Annotated in this window: 16 protein-coding genes, 1 pseudogene and 1 riboswitch; of the genes and pseudogenes, 11 read left to right on the forward strand and 6 right to left on the reverse strand. The window is 66.9% G+C overall.

The genetic code is table 11. From position 1 onward, the window contains the following. Genes cobJ through cobG form a run of 4 tightly spaced genes read right to left on the reverse strand, consistent with a single transcriptional unit; the run spans window position 1 to window position 4,250 of the window. Window positions 1–1,683 carry a precorrin-3B C(17)-methyltransferase gene (cobJ, locus tag AWB81_RS19120; RefSeq protein ID WP_062638129.1) on the reverse strand — a complete coding sequence of 561 codons (1,683 nt, stop codon included), beginning with the start codon at window positions 1,681–1,683 and terminating at the stop codon, window positions 1–3. Then, window positions 1,671–2,399 (reverse strand): precorrin-2 C(20)-methyltransferase, encoded by a 729-nt coding sequence (locus AWB81_RS19125; RefSeq protein WP_062638130.1) that lies wholly within the window; start codon window positions 2,397–2,399, stop codon window positions 1,671–1,673. Before AWB81_RS19125 ends, cobJ begins: the two co-directional genes overlap by 13 nt. Further along, on the reverse strand, window positions 2,396–3,022 hold the full coding sequence (locus AWB81_RS19130) for a precorrin-8X methylmutase (RefSeq protein ID WP_062638131.1): 627 nt from the start codon (window positions 3,020–3,022) through the stop codon (window positions 2,396–2,398). Before AWB81_RS19130 ends, AWB81_RS19125 begins: the two co-directional genes overlap by 4 nt. Next, window positions 3,015–4,250, reverse strand: coding sequence for a precorrin-3B synthase (gene cobG / locus AWB81_RS19135; protein ID WP_235025838.1), 1,236 nt, complete (start codon window positions 4,248–4,250; stop codon window positions 3,015–3,017). Before cobG ends, AWB81_RS19130 begins: the two co-directional genes overlap by 8 nt. 138 nt (window positions 4,251–4,388) lie before the next feature. Next, window positions 4,389–4,564, reverse strand: a riboswitch (cobalamin riboswitch). A gap of 103 nt (window positions 4,565–4,667) precedes the next feature. On the opposite strand from cobG, the pseudogene cbiE reads away from it, so the two are divergent. The 5 genes and pseudogenes from cbiE (at window position 4,668) to AWB81_RS19160 (ending at window position 8,858) form a co-directional block, all read left to right on the forward strand. Continuing rightward, window positions 4,668–5,856: pseudogene (gene cbiE / locus AWB81_RS19140) on the forward strand (precorrin-6y C5,15-methyltransferase (decarboxylating) subunit CbiE). A 22-nt stretch (window positions 5,857–5,878) separates the two neighbouring features. Continuing rightward, entirely contained in the window at window positions 5,879–6,976 is a 1,098-nt protein-coding gene (locus AWB81_RS19145; protein ID WP_062638132.1) for a cobalt-precorrin-5B (C(1))-methyltransferase, read from the forward strand. Further along, window positions 6,973–7,728 carry a cobalt-precorrin-6A reductase gene (locus AWB81_RS19150; RefSeq protein ID WP_062638133.1) on the forward strand — a complete coding sequence of 252 codons (756 nt, stop codon included), beginning with the start codon at window positions 6,973–6,975 and terminating at the stop codon, window positions 7,726–7,728. Before AWB81_RS19145 ends, AWB81_RS19150 begins: the two co-directional genes overlap by 4 nt. Next, the gene (cobM, locus tag AWB81_RS19155; protein ID WP_062638134.1) at window positions 7,725–8,450 is read left to right on the forward strand and encodes a precorrin-4 C(11)-methyltransferase; all 726 of its coding nucleotides are present in this window, start codon (window positions 7,725–7,727) and stop codon (window positions 8,448–8,450) included. Before AWB81_RS19150 ends, cobM begins: the two co-directional genes overlap by 4 nt. A gap of 6 nt (window positions 8,451–8,456) precedes the next feature. Then, on the forward strand, window positions 8,457–8,858 hold the full coding sequence (locus AWB81_RS19160; protein WP_062638135.1) for a DUF4186 domain-containing protein: 402 nt from the start codon (window positions 8,457–8,459) through the stop codon (window positions 8,856–8,858). A 39-nt stretch (window positions 8,859–8,897) separates the two neighbouring features. On the opposite strand, the gene AWB81_RS19165 is transcribed toward AWB81_RS19160, so the two are convergent. Both AWB81_RS19165 and AWB81_RS44760 read right to left on the reverse strand, forming a co-directional pair. Continuing rightward, the gene (locus AWB81_RS19165) at window positions 8,898–9,653 is read right to left on the reverse strand and encodes a TerC family protein (RefSeq protein ID WP_062638136.1); all 756 of its coding nucleotides are present in this window, start codon (window positions 9,651–9,653) and stop codon (window positions 8,898–8,900) included. A 27-nt stretch (window positions 9,654–9,680) separates the two neighbouring features. Then, window positions 9,681–10,073, reverse strand: coding sequence for a hypothetical protein (locus tag AWB81_RS44760; protein ID WP_143753551.1), 393 nt, complete (start codon window positions 10,071–10,073; stop codon window positions 9,681–9,683). Between the two features lie 341 nt (window positions 10,074–10,414). On the opposite strand from AWB81_RS44760, the gene AWB81_RS19170 reads away from it, so the two are divergent. The 6 genes from AWB81_RS19170 (at window position 10,415) to AWB81_RS48500 (ending at window position 15,813) form a co-directional block, all read left to right on the forward strand. Next, window positions 10,415–11,131 carry an ABC transporter permease gene (locus AWB81_RS19170; RefSeq protein ID WP_062638150.1) on the forward strand — a complete coding sequence of 239 codons (717 nt, stop codon included), beginning with the start codon at window positions 10,415–10,417 and terminating at the stop codon, window positions 11,129–11,131. A gap of 56 nt (window positions 11,132–11,187) precedes the next feature. Then, window positions 11,188–12,069, forward strand: coding sequence for a glycine betaine ABC transporter substrate-binding protein (locus AWB81_RS19175; protein ID WP_062638137.1), 882 nt, complete (start codon window positions 11,188–11,190; stop codon window positions 12,067–12,069). A 10-nt stretch (window positions 12,070–12,079) separates the two neighbouring features. Beyond that, on the forward strand, window positions 12,080–12,733 hold the full coding sequence (locus tag AWB81_RS19180; RefSeq protein ID WP_062638138.1) for an ABC transporter permease: 654 nt from the start codon (window positions 12,080–12,082) through the stop codon (window positions 12,731–12,733). Next, window positions 12,730–13,908 (forward strand): osmoprotectant ABC transporter ATP-binding protein OsmV, encoded by a 1,179-nt coding sequence (locus AWB81_RS19185; protein WP_062638139.1) that lies wholly within the window; start codon window positions 12,730–12,732, stop codon window positions 13,906–13,908. Before AWB81_RS19180 ends, AWB81_RS19185 begins: the two co-directional genes overlap by 4 nt. Before the next feature lie 162 nt (window positions 13,909–14,070). After that, window positions 14,071–15,192 carry an OpgC domain-containing protein gene (locus AWB81_RS19190; protein ID WP_087135065.1) on the forward strand — a complete coding sequence of 374 codons (1,122 nt, stop codon included), beginning with the start codon at window positions 14,071–14,073 and terminating at the stop codon, window positions 15,190–15,192. Window positions 15,193–15,261: 69 nt separating this feature from the next. Continuing rightward, window positions 15,262–15,813 (forward strand): alpha/beta hydrolase, encoded by a 552-nt coding sequence (locus AWB81_RS48500; RefSeq protein ID WP_062638140.1) that lies wholly within the window; start codon window positions 15,262–15,264, stop codon window positions 15,811–15,813. Window positions 15,814–15,960: the final 147 nt, after the last annotated feature.

A 15,960-nucleotide genomic window follows, 5' to 3' on the forward strand; every position in this document is an offset into this window, starting at 1 on the left:
CTACGGTTTTTCGCCGTACCAGCGCGGCGTATAGACCCATTCGCTTCCCGCGCCGTTCGGAAACCCGCGCGTCGTCGACGAACCGACGATCACCATCGTGCGCATGTCCACCTGAGCAGAGCGCAGGGCTTCGAGCGTCGTCGTGACGAGCGTCTCGCCCGGCCTGCCGATGTCGCGTCCGAGCACCACCTTCGTCGCGCCCGCGCGATACTCGCGCACGATATCGAGCGCGCGATCCAGTTGCCACGGCCGCGCACGTGAAACCGGGTTGTAGAACGCCATCACGAGATCGGCCTCGGCCGCGTGCCTGAGCCGCGTTTCGATGATCGACCACGGCTTCAGATTGTCCGACAGCGACAGCATGCAAAAGTCATGGCCGAGCGGCGCACCCGCGCGCGCGGCCGTCGCGAGCGCGGCCGAGACGCCGGGCACGATCTCTAGTTCGACGGTTGTCCATGCCGGCTCGCGCGCGTGCGCTTCGTCGAGCGCTTCGAGGACGGCCGCCGCCATCGCGAACACGCCGGGGTCTCCCGACGACACGACCACGACCTTGCGTCCTTCGCTCGCGAGTTCGAACGCGTGGCGTGCGCGCTGCATCTCCTCGCGGTTGTCGGTGCCGTGGACGCGCTGGCCGTCGCGAAACGGGCCCGCCATGCGCACATAGGTTTCGTAGCCGAGGATGTCGTCGGCTTGCGCGAGCGCCTGCGTCGCCGCCGGGACCATCAGGTCCGCGCTGCCCGGGCCGAGGCCAAGCACCGTCAGCTTGCCGCGCGCGCGGCCGGTGGTCGACGGATCGACTGGACGTTCGGACACCGCGAGCACGATGCCTTGCGACGTGAATCGCTCGCTGACATCCGATGGAGGTTTCGCGCTGAAACGCAGCGGCACGCCGAGCGTTCGCGCGGCTTCGGCGAGCGGCTCCGCTGCCGCGTCTCGCAATGGCGCCAGCAGCACCGCGAGCGAAGGCGGCGCGATGCCATGCTCGCGCAACGCGAGCCGCACGCGTTCGGCGATATCGCCGCGCGCACCATCGCCTATCCACGCGACGACACAGCGCGGATGAATCATCAGATCGTCGCCTTCGCCCGGTCGCGCGACCCGCGAGGTCACGCGGATCGCGAGCCGCGCGTCCGGGGCGCGAGGCAGGTCGGCATCGTCGAGCCAGGGCGCGGCGCCTTCGATGCGCGTCGGAGCGCCTGCGAGCAGGTCGGACACGAAGCGCTTGCCATGCTCGATGTCGGCGAGGGCGTAGCCTTCCGGCGGGTTCAGCAGGCAGGTGCCGAAACGCAGCTCGCCGCTCGTCGTGATCGCGGGCCCGATATCGAGCGTCCTGGCGATCTGGCGTGCCATCACGTTCACGCCGGACAGGCCGCCGACGAGCGGCACGACCGCGCTGCCGTCCTCGGCCACCGCCAGCACCGGCGGCTCGGCGCCCTTGTTCGCGAGACACGGCGCGATCGCGCGGATCACGATGCCCGCCGAGCACAGCGCGACGACCGGTGTGCCTGCCGCATATAGCGCCCGCAAATGCGCGCCGAGTTCCGTGAAAGCCACGTCGGCCTGAACACGGCTTGCGAGCCCGTGTACTTTCGCACCCGAATAAATCGACTGGATGCGCCGCGCGGTATCGAGCGCGCCCGGCCCCAGCACGACGATCGCGACTTCCCGGTTCACGCCTGCCATTTTTCCCCCGGCACGACGAGCAGCGAGAAATACGGCGACGCCATCGGATCGACTTCATCGAGCGGCACGATGCGCTGATTCGCCATCGTCGCGCGTTCGACATAGAGCGCGCGTCCGGCGAGCCCGAGTTCGACCAGCACGCGCCGCACTTTCTCGAAGTTGCGGCCGAGCTTCATGATGACCGCGGCATCCGCTGCTTCGAGACGGCGCCGCAGTTCGCCCTCGGGCAGCACGCCCGACAGCACCGACAGACTCTGGTTGCGATACACGAGCGGCGCGCCGAGCACGGCCACGCCGCCGAGCATCGAGCACACGCCCGGCACGACCTCTGCCTCGAAGCGCGCCGCGAGCCGGTCGTGCAGATACATGTACGAGCCGTAGAAAAACGGATCGCCTTCGCAGATCACCGCGACGTCGCGTCCCGCTTCGAGATGATCGGCAATCGCGAGCGCCGATTCGTCGTAGAACGCGCTGATGATCGTCTCGTAGCAGAGCGGCGGTTCGAGCGCTTCGGTCGTCACCGGATAGACGAGCGGCAGGCGCGTCTGAGCTTCGTCGAGATGCGCCTCGATGATGCCGAACGCGTTGCCCTTCTTGCCCTTCGCGACGAAGTACGCGACCACCGGCGCCGATTTCAGCAGCCGCAGCGCTTTCACCGTGATGAGTTCCGGATCGCCCGGGCCGACGCCGAGACCAAAGAGACGCCCGCTCATCATTCGGCCTCCGTGGCGAGCGCGTTGACGGCCGCCGCGGCCATCGCGCTGCCGCCGCGCCTTCCCTGCAGCGCGACGAATGGCACGCCGCGGCTGTCTGCGGCGAGCATTGCCTTCGACTCCGCCGCGCCGATGAAACCGACCGGAAAGCCGAGAATCAGCGCTGGTTTAGGCGCACCGGCATCGATCAGATCGAGCAGATGGAAGAGCGCGGTCGGCGCATTGCCGATGGCAACGACGCTGCCCGCCAGGTCCGGCAGCCACAGTTCGACGGCGGCCGCCGAGCGCGTGTTGCCGAGCGCGCGGGCGCGTTCGGGCACGGAGGCATCGGCGAGCGTGCAGATCACGCGGTTGTTCGCCGGCAGCCGCGCGCGCGTGATGCCTTCGGCCACCATGCGCGCGTCGCAGAGAATGGGCGCGCCGGCCGCGAGCGCTTCGCGGCCCGCTGCGGCCGCGCCCGGCGAGAAACGAAGGTCGTCGATTGCGTCGACCATGCCGCACGCGTGGATCACGCGCACCGCGAGCTTTTCGAGTTCGGCGGGGATGGCGGCGAGGTTCGCTTCGGCGCGGATCGTCGCGAACGACTGGCGATAGATTTCCTGTCCATCGCGGATGTAGTCAAGCATCGGCAGTGCTCCGGGCGAGCCACGCGGCCGCCTCTTCGATGGTGATGTTGCGGGCGATGCAGCGGCTTTCGGTGTCCGGTTGGGCTGCTTGCTGGAAAAGGTCGTAACGCCCGGGCGCAACGGCGACGAGCGTCGTCGCGATGGGCCGCGCCGCTGCACACGAACGCGCGCAGCCGCTCAGGTGGACTTCGCCGGCGTTCGATGGCAGGCGCTCGGCAAGGCGCAGCGCGTCGGCTTTGGTATCGGCGGGACTGCGCGCGCAACCGGGCGAACCCGCGCATGCGATCACGCGCGCGAGCGGTTGATCCGGGTCGGTCGCGAAGCCGAGCGCGTGCATAGTGTCGAGGACAAACTGCGCGTGCGCCGCTTCGACGTCGGGCAGCAGCACGCTTTGCCACGGCGTCATTCGAAGGACGGACGAGCCTTGGGTCACGGCAAGCTCCGCCAGCGCATGCAGCGACGATACCGAAAGCCGTCCGAGCGGCGGTTGCGCGCCCACGTGCAGCAGGCTGTTCTCTGCTTGCGCATGCGCGCCGAGGCGCAACGCCGGATCGGCGGGCGTGCGGCGCCACGCTTGAGCGTCGCGTATGAAGGGAACGTCGAGCGAAGCCAGAACGCGTTCGACCGGAACCGCGTCGAGCAGATCGCGCATGCGCGCATCCTCGGGCGCGGCGAGATCGAGAAATGCCTGCAGCAGCGCGAGCACGAGCGGCACGGCCTGCGATCGTTCGACCGAGCCGATGGCCGGGGCATCGTCGGGCGCGATTGGCGGACAGCCGGCAAGCCCAAATGCAAAACGCGCGCCGCCGTCCAGCGCCGCGAGCCAGATGTCATGCGGATGATCGAGCATCGCGAGATGCTCGCCGCCATCGAGCAGCAACGCGAACTTCGGCGAGAGCGCATGGAGCCGCACGTCGCGCTGCATCTCCGCGACGATTCGCGCGGCAAGCGAGCGCGTCCCGTCATACGCGACAGGGCTCAGGAGCAGGTTGCGGATGTCGTCGGCGCCGGGCGTCGCCGGGCCGAGACCGGCATCGAGCAGAAGCGCGACGAGCGCCTCGTGCGCGTCGTCGCGGATGCCGCGCAGTTGCAGGTTCGCGCGATTGGTCGCTTCGATCACGCCGGAACCGTAGTGCGCGGCGGCATGGGCGATGGCATGCGCCGCCGCCGAACTCAGTTCGCCGCCCATCAGGCGAATGCGGCACAGGCCGCCGTCGCGTGCGGGCACGATGCGCGCGAGCCCCGGACAGGCGGAAACTCGCGGTGCCGGCGGAGCGTGCGGTGCGTGTGAATGTGTGCTCAAAGCGTAACCCGTGTGGACTCGCGCGGTCACGGCTGGATCGGTACACCCCGCCCGATCGGCGTCTCGCGAGCACTATGTCGGCAGGTCTCTTGGCTGGCAGGTCGCCATCCGCGCCGGCCTTCCCGGTATAAACCAGTGGCAGTGGAGCACGGACTCGCTGCGTACAATTGCGGGGGCAGCCACAGTTTCACTGTGTTCCCTGTTAGGCCCGAACGGGCACCGACTAACGCGGTATTATGCCCGCTTTTGGCGCTCGCCAGCCTGCCGCGGCGCCATTGCGTGCGAGCTTTTCAGGCCCGCGCGCTCATCGAACATGGACGAACCGGAATCGAGGATCGGCGGATGTCACCCTGGCTGACCGTGGTGGGAATCGGAGAAGACGGCTGGGCCGGTATCGGGCGCGATGCGCGCCGCGCATTGCTCGCGGCTGTCGCGGTCTACGGCGGCGAGCGGCATCTCGCGCTCTTGCCCGCGCGCCTGCGGGCGCGGCGCGTCGCGTGGCCGAAACCGTTTTCCGTCGAGCCGCTGCTGCGCGAACAAAGCCGCCCGATCGTCGTGCTGGCGAGCGGCGATCCGATGCTGTTCGCTCGCGCGGGTTCTCGCCGCCGACGAATGGCGCGTGCTGCCCGCGCCTTCTTCGCTGTCGCTCGCGGCGGCGCGCTTGCAGTGGCCGCTGCAGGAAGTGGCGAGCGTGTCGCTCGTCGGACGGCCGCTCGCGGCGCTCAATGCGCATCTTCATCGTGGCGCGCGCCTCTGCGTATTGAGCAGCGACGGTGCGTCGCCGGCCGCGATTGCCGCGTTGCTCGACGCCCGCGGTTTCGGCGCGAGCCGCATGAGCGTGTTCGAGCATCTCGGCGGCGCGAACGAGCGGCGCATCGACGCCCGCGCCGACGACTGGACGCACGCGAGGGTCGCCGCGTTGAACCTGGTGGCCATCGACTGCCGCGCGAGCGCGGACGGCGCGAGCCTGCCGCTCACGCACGGCCTTCCCGACGACGCCTATCGTCACGACGGCCAGCTCACGAAGCGCGATGTCCGCGCGATCACGCTCGCGCGGCTCGCACCGCGCCCAGGCGAACTGCTGTGGGATGTCGGCGCGGGCTGCGGCTCGATCGGCATCGAATGGATGCGCGCGCATCCGTCCTGCCGCGCCATCGCGATCGAAGCCGATCACGGACGGCAGCGCCTGATCGAGCACAATCGCGATGCTCTCGGCGTGCCGGGATTGCAGTTGGTCGAAGGCGTTGCACCGGGCGCGTTCGAAGGCCTGCCCGCGCCCGACGCGGTGTTCATCGGCGGCGGCGTGACATTGCCCGGTGTGCTCGATGCATGTTGGTCGCGTCTGCGTGAAGGCGGCCGGCTCGTCGCCAATGCGGTGACGCTGCAGAGCGAAGCCGCGCTCTTCGCGTGGCGCGAGCAGCATGGCGGCGAGTTGACGCGCATCGGCGTCGCGCAGGCCGAGCCGCTCGGCGCCTTCGATACCTGGCGCCAGGCTTTGCCGATCACGCTGCTGCATGCGTTCAAGCGCTGACATCGGATGAGACCACCCAGCCATGCGTGACGAGACGCCCGAACCACCCGCGCCGCTCAGAAGCGGCTACACGACCGGCAGTTGCGCCACCGCGACGAGTCTCGCGGCCGCGCGTCTGCTCCTGTGCGGCGAAGCGAGCGAGCGCGCGGAAATCACCCTGCCCAAGGGGCAGGTCATCATCATGCCGCTCGTGTACTGCCGGCACAGGATCGGCGACAGCAACATCGCCGAAGCGGCCACGGTGAAGGATGCCGGCGACGATCCCGACGTCACGCACGGCGCGATCGTGTTTGCGCGCGTGCGTCTGTCGTCGAAGCCGGGCGTGCGGTTCTTCGCCGGGCCGGGCGTCGGCACGGTCACGCGCGCGGGCCTTGCACTGGCTATCGGCGAGCCGGCGATCAACCCGGTGCCGCGCAGGATGATGACGGAACATATCGAAGCGCTCGCGCGCGAGCATGGCTTCACCGGCGGCTTCGACGTGACCATCGGCGTGGAGAACGGCGAGGCGCTCGCCCAGAAGACGATGAATCCGCGGCTCGGCATCGTCGGCGGATTGTCGATTCTCGGCACGACCGGCATCGTCCGGCCGTTCTCGTGCTCGGCGTATATCGCGTCGATCCATCAGGGCATCGACGTCGCGCGCGCCAACGGCTACACGCACATCGCCGCGTGCACCGGCAACCAGAGCGAGGACGCGATGCGCGCTTACTACGGGCTGCCAGACATCGCGCTCGTCGAAATGGGCGACTTCGCCGGCGCGGTGCTCAAGCATCTGCGGCGCGCGCCCGTCGGGAAGCTCAGCATCTGCGGCGGCTTCGGCAAGATGAGCAAGCTCGCCTCGGGACACATGGACCTGCACAGCCGCAATTCGAGCATCGACCTGCCGCAGCTCGCCGTGTGGGCCGCCGACGCGGGCGCGAACCAGATCCTGCAGAACGCGATCCGCGCGGCCAATACCAGTCAGGAAGCGCTCGCGTTCGCGCGTGCGCAAGGCATCGCGCTCGGCAATATCGTGTGCGCGCGGGCTCGCGACGTGGCGCTCGGCGTGGTGCCGGAAGGCATCGTCGTGGAGGCGTTCGCGATTGACCGGCAAGGACGCATCGTCGGGGCGGCGCCGTGAAGCGCGTGCTGCTTCTTGGCGGAACCGGAGACGCGCTCGCCATCGCGCGCCGTCTCGGCCCAGGGCACATCTACAGTCTCGCGGGACTCGGCCGCGTGCCCGCCGATCTTGCCTGCGAAGTGCGTGTCGGCGGATATGGCGGCGCGCAGGGACTTGCGGCGTTTGTCGCAGAGCAGGGCATCGGATTGCTGATCGACGCGACGCATCCGTATGCAGCCCGCATGAGCCGCAATGTCTGCGAGTCGAGCGCGTCGACGGGCGTGCCGTGCTGGGCGATCCGGCGTCCCGCGTGGACGCCGCAACCCGGCGACGACTGGCGCGATGTCGCCGGCTGGAGCGAGATCGTCGCGCGCATTGCGCCGTATCGGCGGGTGCTGTGGACGCTCGGGCGCGAGCCGCTCGCGCATCTCGATGCAATCCCGCCGTCGCAGCACTGGACGATCCGCTGTCTCGACGCGCACGAAGGCAACGCGCGCGCGACGGTCATCGGCGCGCGCGGGCCGTTTTCCATCGAAGGCGAACGCGCGCTCTTCGAGGAACGGGACATCGAGATCGTCGTCAGCAAGAACAGCGGCGGCGGTGCGACCGAAGCGAAGCTCGCGGTGGCGCGCGACTTGCGCGTGCCCGTGGTGATGCTGAAGAGGCCCGAACTTCCCCCGGCGACCCGCGAATTCGACGACACGGCCAGCGCCCTCGAAGCGCTCGCGCACTGGCTTCCTTCCGATCAACCTCTGTTGCAGGCTTCACGATGACGGTCTATTTCATCGGCGCGGGACCCGGCGATCCCGAACTCATCACCGTCAAAGGGCAGCGGCTGATCCGCTCGTGCCCGGTGATTCTCTTTGCCGGGTCGCTCGTGCCTGAAGCGGTGCTCTCGGGGCACGCCGCGCACACCGTCGTGAACACGGCGGAGCTGGATCTGGATGCAATCGTCGCGCTGCTTCGGGACGCGCATGAAAAAGGGCAGCACGTTGCGCGCGTGCACTCGGGCGATCCTTCGCTCTATGGCGCGATCGGCGAGCAGATCCGGCGGCTGAACGCGCTGTCGATTCCCTATGAGATCGTGCCTGGCGTGACGGCGGCGGCGGCATCGGCGGCGACCCTCGGCTGCGAATTAACGCTGCCCGGCATCTCGCAAACCGTCATCCTCACGCGCTACGCGACCAAGACGTCGATGCCCGAAGGCGAAGCGCTCGCCGATCTCGCGCGGCATCGCGCGACGCTGGCGATCCATCTCGGCGTGCGGCACATCGAGCGCATCGTCGCCGAGCTGCTCCCGCATTACGGCGCGGATTGCCCGGTCGCGGTGGTGTTTCGCGCGAGCTGGCCGGACGAGGAGAAAGTGCTCGGCACGCTTGCCGATATCGCACTGAAGGTGCAGTCGAAGGGCATCGAGCGCACGGCGCTGATCGTCGTCGGTCGCGTGCTCGACGCCGAGGGTTTCGCGGATTCGTCGCTTTATCGCAAGGCTTGAGCGACGATGCGCGATCTCGATTCGCTGTTCGATGCGCTATCGAAGTCCGCGTTTCGGAGGCGCTTCAGGCTAGGCGCGCGCGAGCTTGCTTATCTGCACGAGAAAGGTCTCGACGAAGTGATTGCGCACGCACGCGAACTGATCGATAAACGGCTCGCCTCCGCGACGCTTGCGAACGACGGCAAGCAGACGCCGTTTCGCGGCCACCCGGTATTCATCGCGCAGCACGCGACCGGGACCTGCTGCCGCGGTTGTCTCGCGAAATGGCATGGGATCGAAGCGGGAAGGGCGCTCGATGAGACGGAGCGGCGGCACGCCGTGGATGCGATCGCGTGGTGGCTCGGCGAAGAAGCGAAGCGGGAGGTGAAGCCGGAGAAGGCCTCGCGGCAGTCGGAGTTTCCGTTCTGACACAGCATCGCGCGGCGGCGGCCGCGCGATGCTGTGGAGTCAATGCGGCTGCTGCGCGCTCCTGCGCGACTTCGCCCGCCGCGACAGCATGTTGAGCCCCTCGACCAGCGCCGAGAACGCCATCGCCGCGTAGATGTAGCCCTTCGGCACATGCGATCCGAACCCTTCGGCAATCAGCGTCATCCCGATGACGAGCAGGAAGCCGAGCGCGAGCATCACGATGGTCGGATTGCGCTCGATGAACCGCGACAACGGGCCGGCTGCGAACAGCATCACCGTCACTGCCGCGATCACCGCGATGAACATGATCGGAATGTGCTCGGTCATGCCGACGGCCGTCACGATGCTGTCGATCGAGAACACCAGGTCGAGCACGAGAATCTGCCCGATCGCCGACATCGGCGAAAGTCCGGACGTCTTGCCGGCGCCGCTGTCGTCGAGATTGTCGTCGTGCGCGACGTGATGATGGATCTCCTTGGTCGCCTTCCACACGAGAAACACGCCGCCCGCGACCAGGATCAGGTCGCGCCACGAGAAGCCGTGGCCGAACGCATCGAAGATCGGTGTCGTCAGGCGCACGATCAGCGCGACCGTGCCAAGCAGCCCGAGCCGCATGATCAGGGCGAGCCCGATGCCGATTTTCTGCGTGCGGGCGCGATGCTCGGGCGGCAGCTTGTTGGTGAGAATCGAGATGAAGATCAGGTTGTCGATGCCGAGCACGACTTCCATGACGACGAGTGTCGCGAGTGCAGCCCAGGCGGCGGGATCGCTTGCCAGTGCCAGGAAATAGTCCATGTGGTTCGAGTGTCGTGGAGGGAGCGGTTATGTTCGGCTATGCGCGGCGCGCTGTCGAGGCCGCCGATAATACCCGACGCCGGCCTCTCGATGAAAGGTAATTGAAAAGATCAGAGCGGCGTTCTTGAAAAAAGTTCGCGGCGCGGTGAATGACGCTTCGGCGACCACCGCGTTTTTTTCAAAGGTAGACGCGGCCGTCTCAATTTTATATACTGCCGCCTCGCCAACACAATCGATGCAGTTCAGCGATAGTTGCGCGGGGTTCCCGGCGCAAAGCAAACAAATGCGCGCTTCGCCTTTCGTTTGCAGCGATGAGAACCCGTGCCCGCACGACCAGGCCCCAGATTTGCTCCCCGCAGGGAGTTGTGTCTGGTCCGTCCATTCAGCCTGTGACGGCTCGCCAGTCGCAGCCTGATTCATCGCCGTCCTCGTGACGGTACCAGTCCCGTCCGCCAACGCCAAATCGAAGGCTCCGGCAACCAGCCATCGGCGACGGGAAAAACCAGGGTTCCTTTCGCGGCTAGCGGGCTTTCGGCCCGGTCTTTTGCCATCGAATGTCCCCGCCGACTCACGCCGGTCGATCAGCCGGCCAAACCTAGCTGCCGGGCACACGCCCGCGCACGCGCGGTCCGGTCGAACTTTTTCCAGCACGGCGTCGAACGGCGCCGCTGTGTCGTGTCGCCATGTTTTTCGCGGACAGCGCTTTGCGCTCTTTGCGGCCGACGGCGAGCGGCGCATCGAACAAGGAGACTTCCAGCTTGATGATCCAACGTCCCGTCAGGGTTGCCGCCGCCGTCGTCGCGATCGGCATCGTCGTCGTGCTGCTTGGCCGCGCGATCGGCGCCGACGCGTTCGCGCAGTATCGCGCCGATCTCGTCTACTACACGGCGCGCCATCTCGTGCTCGTCGGCTACTCGATGGCGCTCGCGCTCGTCGTCGGCGTGCCGGCCGGCGTGCTGCTGTCGCGTCCGTCGCTCTCGCGTCACGCCGAGCGCTTCATGCAGATCTTCAACATCGGCAACACGATTCCGTCGCTCGCCGTGCTCGCGATCGCGCTCGGCATCTTCGGCATCGGCGACCGGCCCGCGATCACCGCGCTCTTTCTCGCGTCGCTCTTGCCGATCACGCGGAACACTTACGAAGGCATGAGGAACGTGTCGCCCGCGCTGCGCGAGGCGGCGCGCGGCATCGGCATGACGCCGTGGCAGTCGCTCACGCGGGTGGAACTGCCGAACGCGCTGCCGATCATCGTCGGGGGCATCCGCACGGCGCTCGCGATCAACGTCGGCAGTGCGCCGCTCGCGTACCTGATCGGCGCCGACAGCCTCGGGACGCTGATCTTCCCCGGCATCTATCTCAACAACCAGCAGCAGATGCTGCTCGGCGCGGCCGCCACGGCGGTGCTCGCGCTCTTGCTCGACGGCATCGTCGCGGCGGGCAGCCGGCGCGCGCTCGCGCGGCGCGGGCTCGCGGCGTGATGCGCGAAGCAGAAACCCGACAACACGCCAAGGAGAAAACAACGATGAGAGCTTCGATGCTCAAGCGCTGGCTCGTGCTCGCCGCGATGATCGGAACGACGCTGCGGGCGAACGCTGCGAACCTCGTGATCGGCGGCAAGAACTTTACCGAGCAATACGTGCTCGTCGAGATCACGACGCAGTACCTTCGCGCGAAGGGCTACACGATCGATGCGCGCACGGGTCTCGGCAGCGTGCTTCTGCGCAGCGCGCAGGAAAACGGCCAGGTCGACCTGACCTGGGAATACACGGGCACGGCCGCGATCGTCTACAACAAGATCACGGAAAAGCTCGATCCGAAGACGATGTACGAGCGCGTGAAGGAACTCGATGCGAAGCGCGATCTCGTGTGGCTCGACGCCTCGCCGCTCAACAATACGTATGCGCTCGGCCTGCCGCAGCAGGCGGCGAAAGAGACCGGCATCCGCACGATTTCGCAGCTCGCGGAGAAGATCAGGAGCGAGCCCGGCAAGAAACACGTCTTCGCGATGGACGCCGAGTTCGCGAATCGCCCCGACGGTCTGAAGCCGCTCGAAGCCGCCTACGGCATGGACTTCAGCCGTCCGGAAGTGCGCCAGATGGACCCGGGCCTCGTCTACACGGCGCTGCACAACAACCAGGTTTCGATCGGCCTGATCTACACGACCGACGGCCGCGTGAAGGGCTTCGACATCGTGCCGCTCGAAGACGACCGCCACTATTTTCCGGCGTATAACGCGACGCCCGTCGTGAGAAAGCCGGTCCTCGACCAGAATCCGCAGCTCGCGACGCAGCTCAACGCGCTGTCGGCGGCGCTGAACAACGAGGTCGTGCTGGAAATGAACAAGCAGATCGACATCGACGGCAAGTCCGTGCCGGCGGTCGCCGCCGAGTTCCTGCGCACGCACAAGCTGCCATAAGGGGGCCACGATGAACGTATTCGACTACCTCTCGGCCAACTGGCCCGAACTCATCCAGCTCACGCTGCAGCACATCTATCTGGTGGGCATCGCGGTGGGCTGCGCGATTCTCGTCGGCGTGCCGCTCGGCGTTTTCATCAGCCGTCACGAATGGCTCGCGGCGCCGATGCTCGGCGTGGCGACCGTGATCCTCACGCTGCCGTCGATCGCGCTTTTCGGCCTGATGATCCCGGTCTTCTCGCGGTTTGGCCAGGGCATCGGCGCGGTGCCGGCGATCGTCGCCGTCTTTCTCTATTCGCTCCTGCCGATCATGCGCAACACGTTTCTGGCCTTGCGCAACGTCGATCCCGGCATCAGGGAAGCGGGCGTCGGCATCGGCATGACGTACTGGCAGCGATTGCGCCTCGTCGACCTGCCGCTCGCGGTGCCGGTGATTCTCGGCGGCGTGCGCACGGCGGTCGTGATGAACATCGGCGTGATGACGATTGCGGCCGTGATCGGCGCGGGCGGGCTCGGCAGCCTGATCATCCGCGCGATCGGCCAGAGCAACATGATGAAGCTGCTCGTCGGCGCGGTGCTCGTGAGCCTGCTCGCGATCGTCGCCGACCTGGCATTGCAGGCGCTCCAGCGCCTTCTGACACCGAAGGGAGTACAAAAAGCATGATCGAACTCGACCAACTCACCAAGACCTTCACACAGAAGGACGGCCAGAAAGTGACGGCCGTCGATTCCGTGAGCCTCTCCGTCGGCGAGGGCGAAATCTGCGTTTTCCTGGGGCCATCGGGCTGCGGCAAGACGACGACGCTCAAGATGATCAACCGTCTGATCGCGCCGACCTCCGGCCGCGTGCTGATCAACGGCGAAGACACGATGTCGCTGAACGAAGTGGAACTGCGCCGGCACATCGGCTACGTGATCCAGCAGATCGGCCTGTTCCCGAACATGACGATCGAGGAGAACATCACGATCGTGCCGCGCCTGATGGGCTGGGACAAGAAGCGCTGCCGCGAGCGCGCGACGGAACTCATGTCGATGGTCGCGCTCGATCCGAAGCTGTATCTGAAGCGCTATCCGAAGGAACTGTCGGGCGGCCAGCAGCAGCGCATCGGCGTGATCCGCGCGCTCGCCGCCGACGCGCCCGTGCTCCTGATGGACGAGCCGTTCGGCGCGGTCGATCCGATCAACCGGGAGTCGATCCAGAACGAGTTCTTCCAGATGCAGCGGCAACTGAAGAAGACCGTGATCATGGTGAGCCACGACATCGACGAGGCGATCAAGCTCGGCGACCGCGTGGCGGTATTCCGACGCGGCAAGCTCGTGCAGTACGACCATCCGGACACGCTGCTCGCGCATCCGAAGGACGAATTCGTCGGCGCGTTCGTGGGCGCGGACAGCACGCTCAAACGCCTGTTGCTGGTGAAGGCCGGCGACGCCGCGACGCAGCCCGACACCGCGCGCCCGGACACGGTGCTCGCCACGGCCTACCAGATGATGGAAGAGAGCGACAACCGCTACCTGACCGTGCTCGACGGCGACCGCCGCGCGCTCGGCTACGTTCAGCGGCGTGTGGCGCGCAACGGGCGGGGGCCGTGCGCCGACGCGCTGAAGCCGTTCGCGACCACCGTTTCCGTCGACGACAACCTGCGCATCGTGCTGTCGAAGATGTATCAATTCAATTCGTCGTGGATGCCCGTCATCGATTCCGATGGTCTCTATGTGGGAGAAGTGACCCAGGATTCGATCGCCGATTACCTGAGTTCCGGCCGTTCGCGTCGCCAGACGGGGCAGGCGGCGATTGTCTCGCCGGCGGTTGCTGCGGCGGAGGCGTCCAACGCGTGAAATCGGGGACGTATCGCTGCGTAAACAATCGATACGTCTAGTCAAACTCCGATCACATTGCACCGCAACAATTAGGGTAAACTCCAAGTCCGTTTGAGCCGCCTTTCGGGCGGCTTTGCCTTGGTCACAGCCTGCACCGCGCAGGCGCTACCCGAAAGCCGCATGCAGGGAAAATCTCAACGCTTCGTCGAACTCGACTTCTTTCGCGGTCTGGTTCTGCTGATCATCGTCGTCGATCACATCGGCGGCAGCATGGTGTCGCGCTTCACGCTGCACGCGTTCGCGCTCAACGACGCCGCCGAAGTCTTCGTCTTCCTCGGCGGCTTCGCGACGGCCACGGCGTATGTGTCGCTGGCATCGCGCCAGTCGGAGAGCGTCGCGCGCGGGCGTTTCGTCAGGCGCTCGTTCGAGATTTACCGCGCTTTTCTCGTCACCGCCGCGCTGATGCTGCTCGCGAGCTTCGTGTTGCGCCCGTTCTACGGCAGCGCGCCAAACCTCGCGACCAGCGACCTCGACAGCCTGATGAGCGCGCCGGTCGCGTCCATCGCGGACATCCTGCTCTTCAAGCGCCAGCCGTATCTCGCGGCGGTCCTGCCGATGTACGCGTTCTTCGCGCTGGCCGTGCCGCTCCTGCTGCCGCTCGCGCGCTCGAAGCCGTGGCTCCTGCTCGGCGGGAGCGTGGTGTTGTGGGCGCTCGCGCCGGAACTGGGCGACTACCTGCCCTCCGTCGACGACAACCTCTGGGACTTCAACCCCGCCGCCTGGCAGCTGATGTTCGTGCTGGGCGTGCTCGCCCGTTGCCAGCCCATCTATCAGCGCGTGAGTTCGCATCGATTCGGCTGGGTGGTGAGCGTGGCCGCGCTCGCGATCGTCGCGGGCATGGCGTACTACAAGCTGCTCGTGCTGCCGGGCGCCATCGACAGCGACTTCAAGCGCAATCTGGCCGGTGCGCGCGTCGCGAACTTCCTGGCGATCGCGTGGCTCGCCGCGAATCTCGTGCGCTACGGCATCGTGAAGCAGATTGCCCCGCGCCTGCCGTGGGTCGGCGCCGTCGGTCGCGACGGCATGGTCTGCTTCGTCGCGGGCACGGTGATCTCGCTCGTCGTCGATTCGGTGCTGTTCACGCTGACGGGCGGCTATATCAACGTACCGCTCGGATTTGCCGCCGACGCCGTCGCGATTTCGCTGCTGCTCGCCGTGCCGCAATTGCGGCGGCCGCTCGTTCACGCGATCACGCCCAAGCCCGCGCTCGACACGGGCACCCGCGCCCGCAGCGCACGTTGAGCCGCTAGCCGATTTTCCCGAAAGCGCGCCGCACGCCGGCGCGTCCTGCTTCACGATAACGCATTCCGAATGCTCCTCGCCAACCGCCGCGCGATGCGCCTCAAAACGCGACTAACGGTCAGCCTCGCCGCCGCCGGCGCCATCGTCGCCGCTTACGCGGCGCCGCAAGCTGCGTCCGCAGCGGCGAGCGAGTCGGTGCATGGAGCGAAGGCCGTACGGCAGGCGACTGCTTCGACGAAGCCGATTCCCGGTGTGCTGACGTCGGCGGCGGGGAGCAAGGTCGTCGCGCGCACGATGCACTCTGAAGCGCTCGATCGCGACTGGCCTTACGTGCTCTATCTGCCGCCCGGCTATGCGCCACGGGACGGGCGCTATCCCGTGCTGTACCTCCTGCACGGAAACAACGGCGACGCCTACGACTGGATCACTCAAGGCCGTCTCCAGACGATCGTCGACCGGCTGATCGCGCAACATGAGATTCCGCCGCTCCTGATCGTGATGCCGCAGGGCGGCACCGACTGGTACGTCGATCGCAAGGAGCCGATCGAAACCGCGTTTTTCGAAGAACTGCTGCCGGAGATCGAAACGAAATACGCCGCGCAAACAGGCCGCGAGGGGTAATGCCGTTCAGTTAAGCACTGGACGGCATTTTAATTTTGGTACGGGAAGTGGTTGTAAACGTTGCGCCGAGCTGTTAACTTTTCGGAGCGATGCTTGCCAGCCACCTCACCTACCTGATCGAAGCGCAGCAGCCGGCCGACCTGCGAC

This window comes from Caballeronia arationis, from assembly GCF_001544975.2.
Lineage (GTDB): Bacteria > Pseudomonadota > Gammaproteobacteria > Burkholderiales > Burkholderiaceae > Caballeronia > Caballeronia arationis.

What these genes read in the sequence shown, in the direction of transcription:
- AWB81_RS19175 (WP_062638137.1), top strand. Translation starts at nt 11,188, where the DNA reads ATGCTCAAGCGCTGGCTCGTGCTCGCCGCGATGATCGGAACGACGCTG.
- AWB81_RS19170 (WP_062638150.1), top strand. Translation starts at nt 10,415, where the DNA reads ATGATCCAACGTCCCGTCAGGGTTGCCGCCGCCGTCGTCGCGATCGGC.
- AWB81_RS19165 (WP_062638136.1), bottom strand. Translation starts at nt 9,653, where the DNA reads ATGGACTATTTCCTGGCACTGGCAAGCGATCCCGCCGCCTGGGCTGCA.
- AWB81_RS19130 (WP_062638131.1), bottom strand. Translation starts at nt 3,022, where the DNA reads ATGCTTGACTACATCCGCGATGGACAGGAAATCTATCGCCAGTCGTTC.
- AWB81_RS19145 (WP_062638132.1), top strand. Translation starts at nt 5,879, where the DNA reads ATGCGTGACGAGACGCCCGAACCACCCGCGCCGCTCAGAAGCGGCTAC.
- cobM (WP_062638134.1), top strand. Translation starts at nt 7,725, where the DNA reads ATGACGGTCTATTTCATCGGCGCGGGACCCGGCGATCCCGAACTCATC.
- AWB81_RS48500 (WP_062638140.1), top strand. Translation starts at nt 15,262, where the DNA reads ATGCTCCTCGCCAACCGCCGCGCGATGCGCCTCAAAACGCGACTAACG.
- cobJ (WP_062638129.1), bottom strand. Translation starts at nt 1,683, where the DNA reads ATGGCAGGCGTGAACCGGGAAGTCGCGATCGTCGTGCTGGGGCCGGGC.
- AWB81_RS44760 (WP_143753551.1), bottom strand. Translation starts at nt 10,073, where the DNA reads ATGAATCAGGCTGCGACTGGCGAGCCGTCACAGGCTGAATGGACGGAC.
- AWB81_RS19180 (WP_062638138.1), top strand. Translation starts at nt 12,080, where the DNA reads ATGAACGTATTCGACTACCTCTCGGCCAACTGGCCCGAACTCATCCAG.
- AWB81_RS19190 (WP_087135065.1), top strand. Translation starts at nt 14,071, where the DNA reads ATGCAGGGAAAATCTCAACGCTTCGTCGAACTCGACTTCTTTCGCGGT.
- AWB81_RS19185 (WP_062638139.1), top strand. Translation starts at nt 12,730, where the DNA reads ATGATCGAACTCGACCAACTCACCAAGACCTTCACACAGAAGGACGGC.
- AWB81_RS19125 (WP_062638130.1), bottom strand. Translation starts at nt 2,399, where the DNA reads ATGATGAGCGGGCGTCTCTTTGGTCTCGGCGTCGGCCCGGGCGATCCG.
- AWB81_RS19160 (WP_062638135.1), top strand. Translation starts at nt 8,457, where the DNA reads ATGCGCGATCTCGATTCGCTGTTCGATGCGCTATCGAAGTCCGCGTTT.